The organism is Leeuwenhoekiella sp. CH_XMU1409-2 (assembly GCF_037029365.1).
Taxonomy (GTDB): Bacteria; Bacteroidota; Bacteroidia; order Flavobacteriales; family Flavobacteriaceae; genus Leeuwenhoekiella; species Leeuwenhoekiella blandensis.
The window spans coordinates 256,937-272,484 of record NZ_JAYMEI010000003.1 but is presented as its reverse complement, the minus strand read 5'-3'; the positions used below and the strand labels follow the sequence as shown (position 1 = coordinate 272,484).

Genomic DNA, 15,548 nt, shown 5'->3' with positions numbered 1-15,548 from the left:
GGAATAGACAAAAAAGTATTAAGCATGCCAAGGGGGAGCAAACTAACTTTAGAATTTATGATTCGAATTAAATACTATCACATACTATTTTTCCTAACTACTATAAACTTAAATAGTCAAAAAATTGCTGATTCTTTAAAGGGTTTTAAAATCAATGACTTAGAATATTTAGAAATGCGTGGTGCCAATGTTATGCTTGCCCACGACTTTTATCCCGAAAGTCACCAAGGTGGCGTGGGCATTATTCAAAATGGCTTTCGGATAGCTACAAATGGAGACTTAAGACTTGAACCGGCACCAGGCCAATGGCAGCCGGTTCCAAAAGTTGGAGTGCGTCAGGTAGATCTAAAAAATCAAGTAATACAGGTGCGGATGAGTTATCCTGATCCTTCAAAAAATGGTAAAGGTTTTAACCCTATAGCGTATCCAGATCTTCAATTAGCATATGACCTTAAGGTTAAAGCAAACGGTAAATCTTTCATTTTAAGCATTGACCTTGAGGAACCGATACCGAAGGAATGGGAAGGGAAAATAGGGTTAAACCTAGAACTTTTCCCGGGTATTTTATTCGGAAAAACATATTATATGGATACAGATTTTGGCCTATTTAGCCGTCAGGCAAATGGACCGGGTTATTATACTAAAGATGGGGAATACAGGCTAGAACCTTTAGCAAAGGGTCAAAAGCTTGTAATTGCACCAGATTTTCCCGCACAAACCCTGGAAATCAACAATCGTGTACCTGAATCAAAATTAGAATTGTTGGACGGAAGGGCTATACACAGTAATGGCTGGTTTATAGTGAGATCTTTAGTACCATCTGGGAAAACTAAAAATGCCGTGGAGTGGGAAATTACTCCCAACGTACTCGATGGTTTTACTTATGATCCCATAATTCAACATTCTCAGGTAGGGTATCATCCCAATCAAGATAAAATTGCCATAATTGAAACTGACCCCAATGCTATTGAAGTGGCATTTGCCAAATTATATCGTATCAATCCCTTAGGGGAACATATAGAAGTTCTTACTAAAGAACCAAAAGTTTGGGGAAATTTTTTAAGATACAAGTATCTTCAATTTGATTTCAGTGAAATAAGAGATTCCGGTTTATATGTACTGAAATACGGTAAAAGCCTTTCGCAGCCTTTTCAAATACATAAAAATGTATATAAGAGAGGTGTATGGCAACCCACTCTAGAATATTTTCTTCCGGTACAAATGTGTCATATGCGTGTAAATGACCGCTATAAGGTCTGGCATGGACTTTGTCATCTAGATGATGCACGCATGGCTCCCGTAGCTTTAAATCATTTTGATGGTTACTTACAAGGATCTTCAACCTTAACAGCATTCAAACCAGGAGAACACGTACCCCAATTAAATCAGGGCGGCTGGCATGATGCTGGGGATTTTGATCTGCGGGTTGAGTCACAGGCCTCTACAGTGCAGGGCTTGGCGCATATCTATGAAATTTTTGACTTAAACTATGACAATACAAGTGTTGATCAAAAATCGCGTATTGTTGAAATCCTGAAACCAGATGGTAAACCAGATGTATTACAGCAAGTAGAGCATGGAGTCCTTTCTATAATAGGTGGGTATAGTGCTCTGGGGCGTTTTTATCGGGGCATAATAGTACCTACCAAAAGACAGTATACCTTATTGGGGGACCCTGTAAATCATAGCGACAACACTATTTTTTCTAATTCCCTAGCAGATCAAAATATCCCGGTGGGATTAGCCGGTGCACCAGACGATCGCTGGGTTTTTACAGAAGAAAATCCCGCCCGGGAACTGTCTACTGCAGCTGCCTTAGCCGCGGCAGCACGGGTTTTAAAAAATTACAATCCAGATCTTGCTGCTAAGTGCCTGTCTATTGCAAAAGGTATTTGGACCTCAAATGATCAAGAAGCATTTATCCCTAAATTAGAATTGGCGGTAGAACTTTTAAGGACCACTCAGAACACAGAATACGCAAAATACCTTATTAAAAATAGAGAAGGGATACTTGCAGATATAGAAAATACAGGCTGGATTGTAGGGCAGGCATTACCCTTAATTACCGAGCCTTTGTTTAAAGAACAATTGCATACCGCAGTAAGAGGGTATTTTCAGAAAGTAGTAGAATTAGGAAAAAAAACACCTTATGGTTTGCCCTACGAACCAAATATTTGGGGTGCTGGCTGGGGAATTCAAAACTTTGGAATGAAGCAATATTATTTTCACAGAAGCTATCCCAAAATTTTTCCTAAAGACTATTTGCTAAGTGCTCTCAACTTTATTTTAGGTGTACACCCGGGGGTAAATAATTCTTCTTTTGCTTCAGGGGTGGGTGTGCGATCTTTAACTCAAGCCTATGGTATGAATCGTGGAGAGTTTTCTTATATACCCGGAGGTGTTGGTTCTGGAACTGCTTTAATAAGACCGGATTTTCCCGAGTTATTGGAGTGGCCGTTCCTTTGGCAACAAACCGAATACGTATTAGGGGGTGGAACCACAGATTACATGTTTCTGGTGCTTGCTGCAGATCAAATTTTAAATGATTTACCATGAAAAAAATAGCCTTGGTGCTGGGTGTTATGCTCTCTAATTTAAATTATGCCCAAATACCAGTAAATGAGAATGCAACTCCCGAAGCGAAACAACTGTTGATTTATATAGCCTCTTTAGGAGATAGAATCTTATCTGGTCAACACAGTTATAATGAAGATCCTGGTAAGTTTTATGAGTCGGTTTATAAAATTACCGGGGACTATCCTGCGGTTTGGGGAACAGATTTTTATTGGAACGGTCAAAACGATCCCGGAGAGCGCGTTGTCAAGAGTGCAATTGAAAAAGCTAAGGAAGGCGCACTGGTGACTTTAATGTGGCACGTAGGCAGGCCTACAGACAGCCCACCTTATGATTGGAGCGAAAGCGTACAAAACAAGCTGAGTGATGAAAACTGGAAACAATTGCTTTCTCCTGGTACTGATGTTCATTCCAAATGGCTAAAGCAAGTTGATCATATAGCCTCATACCTTAAAGACTTGGAAAAAGCGCGAGTACCGGTCTTATGGAGGCCTTATCATGAGATGAATGGGGTTTGGTTTTGGTGGGGAAATAAACCGGCAGCCTATAAAAAACTTTGGAAAATGCTCTACAACCGCTTAACAGAGTATCATCAATTAAATAACTTGATTTGGGTATGGAATGCAAATGCACCGCGTGATATCCCCTTTGATGAGGCTTATGCTTATGAGGGCTTTTATCCGGGACCTGAATATGTAGATATACTTGCTACAGATGTTTATCATTATGATTATGAGCAGCACGATTATGAGGCACTTTTAAAGCTTGCTGCCGGTAAGCCTATAGCGCTTGGGGAAGTGGGAGAATTACCGAAACCTAATATTCTTCAAAAACAACCTAAATGGTCTTGGTTTATGGTGTGGTCTAATTGGCTTGAGACTGCAAATACGGTCAATCGTGTTCAAGAAATCTATAATTACTCAAAAACACTATCAAAAGATGAAATTAAAAAATAAGGTAATACTAACACTCTTAGTGGTTACAGGTTTTTTTCAAAAAATAACTGCCCAGACCGAATTTGAAACCTGGGGCAACCTTATCGGTATTCGTACAGATCAAGGTCTGCACGGTTTTAATACAAGCCTTCTGTTGGTCAATGAGCAAAAATACCAATGGCCCACACGAAAAGAAGGCCAGAAAACTGACTTTAAGAGAGACGATGAGACCAAAATTTTCAGTTATGAGATGAGGAATATCAGATGGACTCAAACTATTAAATCGTTAACTACGCATTCCGTAAGAGTTCAAATTGACTTTAGCTCTCCAAAGGATACGTTAATTCAAGGTGCCTATTTTAGAATTAATTTACCACAGGAATTTAATAATGAGACTCGTTTTGAAATTACCAATCCAGAATCTTTAAGCGCTCTTGACATAAGTTCAGATTTTGATAATACTTCTTATAAAGCGCCGGTTCAAGCCGTCAGTATGCTGACCAAAAAACGGGGAATCCATGTTAAAGCCAAAGATCAAACCGAATTAATGATCACTATGGGAAAAGATTCTATAAACCCTGAATTTGGATTGAATTTCGCCATCGCTACGGGTAGTCTTGCAGAAGGAAAAACCTATTCAAATACCTTTGATATTGAAGTTAGCGGCGAACCAGAAAATGCACCGGTAGCCCTAAAGCTGTTTCCAGAACAGGAAGGAAATCTTTTTGAAGGTATAGGAGGAAATTTTCGTTTACAAAACCCAAAAAACGATCCGCAGGTAATAGACTATAGTTTAGATAATCTTAATGTCACCTGGGGCAGAGTTGAGTTGCCTTGGAAATTATGGCATCCAGATCTTGATAAAAATCCAAAGCTTGAAGCTAAAAATGGAAATTTACATCCCAAGGTTGAGGCCTCATTAGAAATGGCGAGACGCTTGGACAAAAGAGGTATTCCGGTAATCTTAGCAGCATGGTTTGCTCCTAACTGGGCCATTATCGGAGAAAGAGCGGAAGGCGTAAACCTTGACGGTAGCCGCGGCAATCAATTAGATCAATCTAAAAAAGAAGAAATTTATAGATCAATAACATCCTACGTTGAATTTTTAAAAGAAGAGTATGGCGTAGAAGCCTTTTTGTTTTCATTTAATGAATCTGACTTGGGAATCGATGTAAGGCAAACCCCAGAAGAACATGATCAATTGATACGCGAACTTGGTAGTCTCTTTAAAAACGCCGGGTTAAATACTAAACTATTACTTGGTGATACAGCCGATGCAAATGGCTGGGATTTCACAACAACAGCATCTTTAAACCCAGAATCAGTACCGTATATTGGCGGAGTATCATTTCATTCATGGCGAGGTTGGTCTCAAAAAAACCTTTTAGAATGGTATGATATTGCAAATCGTGTTGGCCAACCTCTATTTGTTGGTGAAGGCAGCATCGATGCCGGTGCGTGGAGATATCCCCAAATCTTCGAAGAGCCCTCCTATGCACTTGAAGAAATACGGATTTATCTTAAGATTTTGAAGTTTGCCCAGCCTTTAAGTATTCTTCAATGGCAATTAACTTCAGACTATTCCGTGCTTTCCGGAGGAGGTATTTACGGAAACGACGATAAACTTAAGCCAACCCAACGTTTTTTTAATCTCAAACAATTAGGCAAAACACCGTCTGGCTTGAGAAATATACCAGTCACGTCAAATCAAGAAAGTGTGACGGCTGCGGCATTGGGAAGTAAAGAACGAGGACAATATGCCTTACATCTGGTTAATAAAGGTGGTAAGAGATCAATTGAAGTTACTGGGATTCCTTCAAGCATATCAGCTTTTAATGTGTATGTAACAGATCAAAATAATTCTTTTAAAAGAATTAAAAAGGTTCAAGTAAGTAACGGTAAAATAAATCTATTCGCCGAGGGAGGATCTTTCATTTCACTATTCTCTGTTAACTTGAAGTAAATTATTTAAAAGTCAACAACACTTTCAAGAGCCTCATCTGCATCCTTGTGAATAAAATTAGATTGATAATTTATGGTAGTTGTTAAAGAAGAATGACGATATAACTTTTGTAACATCTGAATTGGAATTTTGTCTTCAGAAATGTGCCCAAAGCTATGACGTGCAATATGCATAGTCACTTTCTTTTTAATCTTGGCTTTTTCAGCAACTTGCTTTAAATGATAATTAATATTCTTAGTTGCGGTTTTGGTTTTAGCATAAACATCTTTTGCACTGCTGTAATCAGCCAGTTTCAATTCTGGGAATATGAAATCGTCCATTTCTTTCTGAAATGGTTTGTAGTATTTAAGGATTGTACCTGCTTTTTTGGGCAATTTTAAAGATAAAACCTTAGAGTTTTTATTCATTGTATAGTGAAGCCTATCATCAAAAATGTCACTCCATCTAATCTTCAACAAATCTGCAATTCTAATACCCGCAAAATAGAAGCTAAAAAGCCAAACATTTTGAGCATGTTTTGCCTCTTTTGTTAGATTCTTTGCAGCCTCAAAGGCCTTAATTTCATTAATTGTTAAACCAATTTTTTGAGCTTCGGGAATTTTTATTCTGATTTTATCAGCTCCAAATGGGTAAAGTTTACGGTCTACAATACCCATTTTTATTGCTCTGTTGTAGATTGTTCTAATGACAATTAGATTATTAACTATGGATCTTTCAGAGAGGTCCATTTTATCCTTGAGATAGACTTTAAAGCTTCTTAAAAAGAGTTCATCTATTTCCTCAAAATTTAACTGCTTAGATTTATGAAAGTTTATCACGTGATTCACCCTTACCCGATCTGCCGATAGCTGAGCCATTTTTTTATTTAGCTCTAATTCCTTTAAGAACTCTTGAGCAAGTTCATAAAATGTTCTTGACTTTACATTAGAGTAAATTTGTTTTTTTATTTGATTTACAGATAAATCTAAATTACTAGACTGGAGCTGCAACAAATTTTTATTAGCCTCCTGTAATCGTGTATAAATAAGGTTGTTTAGATGTGAAAAGTTAGGATTTGACTTCTTGACTCTGAGATTCTTCTCGTCCCAATCTTTTAATTGAATATAGTGACCAATATAATGATAGGTTGATCTTCTGTTTTTAGTGATTCTAATTGCGATAGGATATAGGCCTTTTTTATTTGGCTTCTTACGAAGGACTATTTTGGTATTTGAGGTCATATTCTTGTATGATTTGTCATAAAGGTAAAACAAATAGGTACAACATAGGTACAACAAATCTTGCTTTTTAAAGATATCTAATAAAATTAAAATTTATTAAACTGCTATAAATCAATAATATGTGATGTGTATTGATGTGCGATGATCATATATAACTTGGATTCAAAACCCAGTTCTTAGGAGTGTGGGTTCGATTCCCACCCGGGGTACAAAAGCCTTTAAGCATTGCTTAAAGGCTTTTTTTATACCCAAATGGGTTTGTTCAATTTGAAATTCTGTATTTATATTTAAGGTTCTTTGTAATACTTATTAAAACCGAAAATTAAAAAAGAAGTAGCGTAGGTAGTTTTTGTTTCTTAAATGGTATGTTGATTACGGAATATAGCGCATATCAAAGCGACCATCAGTTATCTCAACCGTTTCACCTTGATCATTGATAGCTGTAAATGAGAATGTGCCGGAGATAATTCGTCTCGTTTCGTCCAAAGCCAGAATTAGCAGTTGTCCCTTATATTCTTCATTCGTAGAAAATGTATCTATCAAGCCAGCAGCTATAAAAAAATCTCCCCAACTCGATTGTTTGACATTTGGGATCGTCAATGGAATCGCTTTATTCTCTATCAGAGGGTAATCTTGACTATAAAGAAGTCGGACAGATTGTGAAGGATTAGATTCCTTATTATTTATGTATAAAACAAACGTATATTCATCACCCCTTTTAGCGTATTGACATCTTAAAGTGGACTGATTTGCATTTCCCTTTGGTATCAAAACTTCACCGTTCACCAAGCAACCTGCTGTGTTAGCACCTACTGTGGTCTGGGGAGGAAGTTGCTCGATGGGGGGAAGATCGCTATCATCATCTTTTTGACAAGAACAACAAACACCCGTAAAAGCCAGTAACATAATAAAATAGAAACTTTTCATAAAACCTCTTTTTTCTTAAAGGTATACAATTCCTTAATGACGTATTGCTGAATTATAAATATTCAGAGGCAAAGATTTTTTTTAGCGAGCACAATACATATGTATACTGTAAGCTAATCAAACTTATTGCTCATCATATCTCGGGAACGCTGGTAATACACAAAAATTCCGTGGTCTATATATTTACGATGCTTTTCTCCGCCACACATCACATAACCTTCTACATCATATTGATCACAGTGTGGGGAACCTAAGAGGTGACTGGTTTCATGAATGATTAAAATTTGAGACCTGTCTATCGATAGATCAAAATCAAAAACTCCGGTAACTTGTACATCGATCCAACCGCAGGCTACACCTCCAAAAGAATCTGGTGTGATGGCCATTAAATAGTCAAAACCGTGATTGTTGCCCTGTGTTCCTACCGGTCCTTCCCAATCTTTAGTAAGGCCAAGCGCGTCTCCGCCAAGCGCGATAGCTTTTTCACACAAGCCACCTTCAGCGTCATAGGCTGAAACATTTCCGGTAGGAATGGTGTAAAACAGATGTTCGATATCCATCATTTCATCTAAACCTCCTTCAAACTCCGTGTAATTCCCTTCGTTATAAAGTTCTATTTTTCGCGTAAAAGCCTGTTCTAAGTAAGTTTTCATGCTTCCATTGTAGTTCACTTTTGAGAAATACGTAGGGTCGTAAATTACAGGAACCAGCACGCGGTTGCTTGTTGCTACCTGAAAAATTCGACCTTCAAATTCTTTGTCATCAGCGCCATTAAGCTCAAAAGCTTCAAAGAAATATTCACCACTACCCAAAGCGTAATGCTTTTCTTTGATCGCATCTTTAAAAAACGGGCCCACGGTGAGCGTAAGTTGCGTGGTTTCACCTGCTTGTAAAGTCCCTTCAACAGCGTCTAGTGCTACATTATGGTAATCGCCAAATCGACTGCTTGATAATTTGGGACTGATAGCCACGGTGCCCGACGAAGAGCCGGTATTTTTAACAGTCATCGTGATAGTAATTTCATCCCCTTTAACTGGTGCATCTCCTGAAGCATTAGTGACTTTAACCGCAGTTAGATCAAAACGTGCAGAAGTGTTTTCGGTTTGGGTGCCATCATCGCTTTTTGAGCTGCAGCTTAAGAATAAACAGAAGATAAATAAGGTAGTGATTGTTTTCATTGAAAGATTTTAAATTACTAAAACGTTTTACCAAATATATATAAATCGGTAACAAATCACCAACTTCTTAAGCAAATGGGTTTAACGGCAGCCGTTTAGGCTTAGTCTAAGTGCGTTTTATAGGGAATAAAAGGGTTGAAATCCCGTGAATTTTGAGGGGATATAGATATATTTAGTGTTGATATGACAAGTTAACTGCAAGCTGAAAATGACATTCGAAGAATTTAAAATATTACACCAAAAATTCACTTCTGACTTAAACGGAAATGTGAAATGGAATGACCCTGAATACAATAAATATATTGACGAAATTCACGAGAATATAGAATTTCACGAATGGACTTTAAAAGAAAAATTTCGGAAAAATAAATTCAATACGGAATCGATTTGTTGCCTACAAATGGCGGACAAAATATTCGACAGTTTAGACAAAAAAAGAAATATTAAATATGGAGATGTTGATGTAGTTATTAATAAATGGACAGATGGAACTTACGGGATTCCAATTCACGACGGAGGAACTTCTATAATCGAAATTAATTTCTGCCCGTGGTGTGGACAAAATTTAACGGACAAAAAAGCCAGTAGGTAATACCGCCTATAGTTCATTGCTGCGGTAATCCTCACAGTTTATTTGGCAACTTTGCTATCTTTAAGTTAGACAGGAAAAAATGACTGCAGACGTTTTCTGCAATGAAAGCATGCCAAGACCGTTGTAGGGTATTAAAAAAGACAAAATGTTTAATCTATTTAAGAGAAAACCATTTAAATGGCCAGATAACCCAAAAGGAACATATTTGGAGCAGGAATATTGGAATTTAGAAAGTATCGGGTATCACCCTAAATTTCCCATAGTAGTAATTGACTTTAATGACGGAGGCTCAATTGAGGTTTATAAAGGATTTGGAGATATAGAAGTTAGATGGAACCATTTTCTATTTGAAAATCAAATTAATGAATCATACCCGACTTACATTATTGATTCAGAAATGACATTGTCTAAATTACAGTTTCACAAAAACAATTTTAACTATCCTGTTCCAGAAGGGAAAATCGACAAAAATGGGATTTTGAAATATTTAAAAAAATGTGAACTATCCAATTATTCAGATTTTGAAAACACAGAAAAAGTAGAGGAGATTTTTCAAAAACTTATGAATAAAGAACATAGATAGGATTGTCAATCACTTAATACTTATATAGCTCGCTCGGCATTACTGAAACAAGTTCAGCACAGGCTCTATATGTGATACGCGCATCTTGGCGGTTCACCAGTCCCGCAGCTTCGGGATATGATTATAAGCTATAATAAATCTAGTCACTTGCTAACCAATGTGATTCCCGATAGCTATCGAGATCACCTACGTTTTTTGTGATCCAGATTTTACTACTTCAATGTTGAGCTTTGTTATTGGTTTATTATACTACAATCCCTATTTCGTAGGGAATTCCTGTTTTAATTACAGCTAAGGTGCGGCTTAATAATTTACGAGCTACCTTAACAATTATTGATTTCGCCCAGCTCCCACAAGTCTTTGTGAGCAGGTTATTAAATAAAACAATACGCCACTTGCACTTACCTAATATTTGAGTAAAAAAAGAATTACTAAGCTTTTGATAATGAAATTTATAGCTTAAAGATATACCTGGGATTTACTGAAGCTCCCACATAGGCTTTGGTTATGGCCTTAGAAAAGAGCCAATACCAGCTAAACGCATAGTAGCTGAATCCATTGATTGCAGCTAGTAAAGTCGCTACGCGTGTAACCGAGTTTTTAACCGGCTTTGTAATTAATTTGTGCGAATTTTGCAGCGATGAAGCTTATGAACAACAAACTCTTTTTTCTTTTCACATTTTTATGGGTGGTAATTCCGTCTCAAGTAGGTTATGGTCAGCATGCGGAGCAACTTACACAACTGGTCGAGACCATCGAAAGATCGGCAGCCTATGACGCCCTTAAAATTGAAAGGATAGATTCTTTGTACAACGAATTGACGCTTCAGCGGGATAGTTCGTTGCAAAGGCGCTTTGAACTCAACCGCTCTTTGTTTTTTGAATACCGGATTTTCAAACAAGATTCCGCTTTTAAATATTCCTTAGCGTCTAAGGCACTTGCCGAGCAATTAGGCGATGCGCGTTTGATCGCTGAAACCACGCTTGATCTGGCTAATGTTTGTGTTTCTGCAGGAATGTTTAGTGAAGCTTTGGCATATCTTAATGGTGCCGATCTTGAGCGTATTCCTGAGGAGATCCGATTTTCACTGTACGGATTGTTAGGCCGTTGTTATAGCGACATGGCAGATTATAGCACGATCTCCTACTATTCTGATTTATATCGCAAAAAGGCAAGAGAATACCATCAAAAGTCCTTAGAACTCGCTGAGCCCGGCACCTGGGACTATATTATGTTACGCGGTTATCTCAATTATAAATATGGAAACCTTGAAGAGGCGCTTGAAGATTTAAAACCCTCGCTAGAAATGCGTCAGGATTTGCGGTCGCAAGCGGTCGTGAATTCGGTTTTAGGCGATATTTATGTGCAAATGGGAGATGAAGAGCAAGCGATCAAACATCTTGCACAATCCTCTATTGCAGACATAAAAACCTCTGCAAAAGAAAACCTTTCGATGATTCAATTGGCTGAATTTTTATTTCAAAAGGGTGATGTGAAACTCGCTTCGGTATTTATCAAAAAAGCCAATGCAGATGCTGAAGCTTATGGCGCACAGCAACGTAAAATACGCGTAGGTGCCATTTTGCCTAATATCGAAGAGCAGATCATCAACCAGGTCGAAACGCAACGGGCCCGATTATCTAAACAAAACATTATGTTGAGCGTGCTCCTATTGGTATTGCTCGTGTTGGCTGTGATCACCTACACGCAACTCCGCCGACTTAAGCGTGCCAGAAAGGCGCTGTTGGTGGCGCACAAAGACCTTCAGGCTAAAAATGAACGCATTGTTGAAGTGAATGAAACCATACATTCTCAGAATGAAGAACTCAATCGGGTAAATGATCTTTTGCTGGAGGCCAATACCATTAAAGAAGAATACATTGGGTTTTTCTTTACTCAGGATGCCGATATTTTTGAGAAATTCAAAGAATTCAAGACGGGAATTGAACGCAATTTAAAGACCAATAATCTCGAACGCATCAAGTACCTGACAACGGTCTACGATCTGAAAAAAGAGAAGAAAAAATTGCTTGAAAGTTTTGATGAAGCTTTTATCAAACTTTTTCCAAATTTCATTGCAGAATTCAATGCGCTGCTCAAACCGGAAGAGCAGATTCAATTAAAAAAAGGTCAGCTGCTCAATAAAGAGCTTCGCATCTTTGCATTGATTCGTCTCGGGATTAAACATAATGAAATTATTGCCCAGATTTTAGGTTATTCGGTCAATTCTATATACGCATACAAGACCAAAATTAGGAATAAATCATTTTTAGATAAGAAGGATTTTGACCAAATGCTGCTCGAGAAAACCCGTCTGAAGCTGTAATTTGACCTCATTTTTCGGTATAATTTCTATATAAAACGTATTCATTTTATTTTTTAAAATACTTAAAAACAGGTGTTTATGTTTTTAATTGACTTTAAATTTTCTATATAGAATTTTCTTCACGTAATACCAGCATCTAAAATCTTCAAATTTGCTTCTGTATGTGGATTATTTACCTGATCTGATACGCAATTAACTTTTAGACTCATTTTAAGAATACGTTTTCGTAATGGTTTAAAGTGCAAAACGCAAACGTTTTCAAGAGATGGGTTTTAAACAAAAACAAGCATTTAGGAACTATTTAATGAATGTAATTTTTATGAGAGAACTTTTCAAAAGCTTAAGGTTTTTGCTCTTCATGTTTCCTGTTGCACTCTTCGCGCAAAATTCAGTAAGCGGAGTGGTAACAGAGAAAGCTACAGGAATGCCTATTCCCGGAGCCAATATCATTGTCAAAGGAACCAGTAATGGTTCTACAACAGATTTTGATGGAAACTATACGATTAACAATGTTAACGATGGCGATGTGTTGTTGTTTTCATTTTTAGGATTTACCGAGCAACAAATCACCTATACAGGGCAGGCGACGATTAACGTAGGCCTGGAAGAAAACCAAACCAGTCTTGATGAAGTCGTGGTGATTGGTTATGGTAGCGTGACCAAAAAAGACGCAACCGGAGCAGTAAATCAAGTGTCTACCGAAGATTTTAACAAAGGTCAGGTAAACACTGCAGGGCAGTTGATCACCGGTAAGATCGCCGGGGTTACCGTAACCTCAGGAGGTGGAGCGCCTGGTGAAGGTCAAAACATCAACATTCGAGGGATTGGTTCGATCTCTTTAAACAGTTCTCCATTGTATGTAGTTGACGGGATCCCGTTAGACAACAGCAATGTGGGTGGTTCTCGTAACCCATTAGATTTTATCAACCCGGCTGATATCGAGAGTATGACGGTGCTTAAAGATGCATCTTCTACCGCGATTTATGGTTCGCGAGCTGCAAACGGGGTGATCTTGATCACGACCAAAAAAGGAAAAGGCCGCGAATTTAAATTCAACTATAGCGGTGCTACTACAGTGTACAGACCTACAAACTATGTAGACGTGATGAACGGCGATGAGTTTAGAAGTCTGGTGAATGCTGTAGGTAATGAAGCTTCCATAGCGCGTTTAGGTAATGCGTCTATCAACTGGCAAGAAGAGATCTACTCGCAAGCGATGGGTGCAGAGCACAACATTAGCACCACAGGGAATGTAGGTAACTTTATGCCGGTGCGTGCTTCGGTAGGTTACACCAATCAGGATGGTGTGTTACGCGGGGATAACTTTACCAGAACTACTGGTTCGGTAAGTTTACGACCTAATGTGCTTGACGGTTATTTAAAGGCTGAAATCAATGCGCGTGGAATGTACACTGAAAACGAATTTGCCAATCGTGATGCGATTGGAGCTTCGGTAGATTACGATCCTACAAAGCCTATTTACAGTGCAGACTCACCATTTTTAAATTATAATGGCTGGTATGTTTATAATGCTGAAGTTGATAGAGAGATTCAAAATAGCCTTTCCCCCACAAACCCGATCGCACTGATCAATGAAAAAGATGATTCCGCAGAGATCAGAAGATTTATAGGTAATGCTAAGATCGATTATAAACTTCATTTTTTCTCAGATATCACCGCTACGGTTAACATTGGTCTAGATAAAACCAATAGCCACGGAAGAACTATTGTTTCAGAAAATATGCCTTCTTCGCAATTGGATTGGAATGGATCTTATTCTAATTACATCAACAGGGCGACTAACCAACTTTTTGATGCGTATTTAACGTACGACAAAGATTTTGGGAAGAGTTCGTTAAACGCTGTTGCCGGGTATTCTTACCAAAGTTTTGAGTACGATAACTACAGCTTTGATAGCGAAGCACAAGAAGAAGGTAATGATGCCGAATTTATTGATAAATGGAGAAGCACCTTGCTTTCTTATTTTGGTCGTGCAAACTATAACTATGACGACCGCTATTTATTAACCGCTACGATGCGTGCGGATGCCTCTTCTAAGTTGAATCCGGATGACCGCTGGGGATATTTCCCATCATTTGCAGTAGCTTGGAATATCAATAATGAAAATTTCTTCAATTCTGAAACCATCAACCAGCTGAAATTACGCGTGGGTTATGGTGAGATCGCTAACGTAAACGGTCTGGGAGATTACCTTTTCTTAACCAATTATACCGGAAGTAGATCTAATGCCAACTATCAGTTTGGAAATACATACTATCAAACCTATCGTCCTGATGCGTATAACGAAGACTTGCGTTGGGAAGTAGGAAAGACGTTTAACGCCGGTATTGATTATGCTTTATTCAATAATCGCGTAACAGGTTCATTAAACGCGTATCTTAAAAAGACCGAAGACCTTATCAGTTTTGTAACGGTAGATCCATTTACCAATTTCTCTAATAAGATCAACAAGAATATTGGAGATATGGAGAATAAGGGGATCGAGTTTGAATTGAATGTAACTCCAATTCAGACTGAAGATTTTACTTGGAGAATAGGATATAACGTTGCTTATAACGATAACGAAATCACCAACCTTCCTGATCAAGTTGAAGTAGGTGGAATTTCAGGAGGAACCGGTAATACCGTGCAACTTCACAAAGAAGGGTATACTCCGTTTAGCTACTGGGTGTACAAGCAAGTGTATGATAATAATGGTCGTCCTATTGAAGGTGCTTTTGTAGATCGCAACGGTGATAACCAGATCAATGATGAAGATCGTTATCTGTACAAAGACCCATTTGCAGATATTACAATGGGGCTTAACACAAATCTTAACTACAAGAGCTGGGATTTGGCGATCGTAACGCGTGCGAGCTTAGGAAATTATGCGTACAACAATATGGCTTCGAGCAGATCGTATGAGGTGCGTGCTACCGAAAACAGCATTCTTACCAATTTACACAGAGATTATTTCAATACAGGTTTTCAGACCATAACAGAGTCTAGTTTGCAGAGTGATTACTATGTGCAAAATGCCTCGTTCTTTAAACTTGATAACATAACCCTTGGGTACACGTTTTCGCAGTTATTTGACGATGCTTCAATGCGATTGTATGGTTCTGCGCAAAACGTGTTGATCATTACCGAATATGACGGATTAGATCCTGAAATAAGCGGAGGTATCGATAACAACTTCTACCCAAGACCACGAATTTTCACATTTGGTGTAAATCTAAATTTCTAAAAA

General features: G+C 38.1%; 10 protein-coding genes. 7 read left to right on the top strand and 3 right to left on the bottom strand.

The window, feature by feature from the left end; genetic code table 11:
- The first annotated feature begins 57 nt into the window (after window positions 1-57).
- From WA338_RS04640 to WA338_RS04630, 3 genes are read left to right on the top strand one after another with little or no spacing between them, the layout of a single operon-like run.
- Window positions 58-2,556 (top strand): glycoside hydrolase family 9 protein, encoded by a 2,499-nt coding sequence (locus WA338_RS04640; protein ID WP_272986101.1) that lies wholly within the window; start codon window positions 58-60, stop codon window positions 2,554-2,556.
- Window positions 2,553-3,530 carry a glycosyl hydrolase gene (locus WA338_RS04635; protein ID WP_272986100.1) on the top strand — a complete coding sequence of 326 codons (978 nt, stop codon included), beginning with the start codon at window positions 2,553-2,555 and terminating at the stop codon, window positions 3,528-3,530. Before WA338_RS04640 ends, WA338_RS04635 begins: the two co-directional genes overlap by 4 nt.
- Window positions 3,514-5,472, top strand: a complete 1,959-nt coding sequence (locus WA338_RS04630; RefSeq protein ID WP_272986099.1) for a hypothetical protein — start codon at window positions 3,514-3,516, stop codon at window positions 5,470-5,472. Before WA338_RS04635 ends, WA338_RS04630 begins: the two co-directional genes overlap by 17 nt.
- 5 nt (window positions 5,473-5,477) lie before the next feature.
- Here WA338_RS04630 and WA338_RS04625 read toward each other — a convergent pair whose 3' ends face one another.
- The 3 genes from WA338_RS04625 to WA338_RS04615 form a co-directional block, all read right to left on the bottom strand.
- The gene (locus WA338_RS04625; protein ID WP_272986098.1) at window positions 5,478-6,692 is read right to left on the bottom strand and encodes a site-specific integrase; all 1,215 of its coding nucleotides are present in this window, start codon (window positions 6,690-6,692) and stop codon (window positions 5,478-5,480) included.
- 372 nt (window positions 6,693-7,064) lie between these two features.
- The gene (locus WA338_RS04620; RefSeq protein WP_272986097.1) at window positions 7,065-7,619 is read right to left on the bottom strand and encodes a hypothetical protein; all 555 of its coding nucleotides are present in this window, start codon (window positions 7,617-7,619) and stop codon (window positions 7,065-7,067) included.
- 113 nt (window positions 7,620-7,732) lie between these two features.
- Window positions 7,733-8,797 (bottom strand): hypothetical protein, encoded by a 1,065-nt coding sequence (locus WA338_RS04615; RefSeq protein ID WP_272986096.1) that lies wholly within the window; start codon window positions 8,795-8,797, stop codon window positions 7,733-7,735.
- A gap of 208 nt (window positions 8,798-9,005) precedes the next feature.
- Here WA338_RS04615 and WA338_RS04610 point away from each other — a divergent pair, with 208 nt between their 5' ends.
- From WA338_RS04610 to WA338_RS04595, 4 genes are all read left to right on the top strand, one after another.
- Window positions 9,006-9,389, top strand: a complete 384-nt coding sequence (locus WA338_RS04610) for a DUF6980 family protein (protein WP_272986095.1) — start codon at window positions 9,006-9,008, stop codon at window positions 9,387-9,389.
- Window positions 9,390-9,534: 145 nt separating this feature from the next.
- Window positions 9,535-9,972, top strand: coding sequence for a hypothetical protein (locus tag WA338_RS04605; protein WP_272986094.1), 438 nt, complete (start codon window positions 9,535-9,537; stop codon window positions 9,970-9,972).
- Window positions 9,973-10,612: 640 nt separating this feature from the next.
- Window positions 10,613-12,298: a DUF6377 domain-containing protein gene (locus WA338_RS04600; RefSeq protein ID WP_272986093.1), complete on the top strand. Its 1,686-nt coding sequence runs from the start codon at window positions 10,613-10,615 to the stop codon at window positions 12,296-12,298.
- 319 nt (window positions 12,299-12,617) lie between these two features.
- Window positions 12,618-15,545, top strand: coding sequence for a SusC/RagA family TonB-linked outer membrane protein (locus WA338_RS04595; protein ID WP_272986092.1), 2,928 nt, complete (start codon window positions 12,618-12,620; stop codon window positions 15,543-15,545).
- Window positions 15,546-15,548 lie beyond the last annotated feature (3 nt).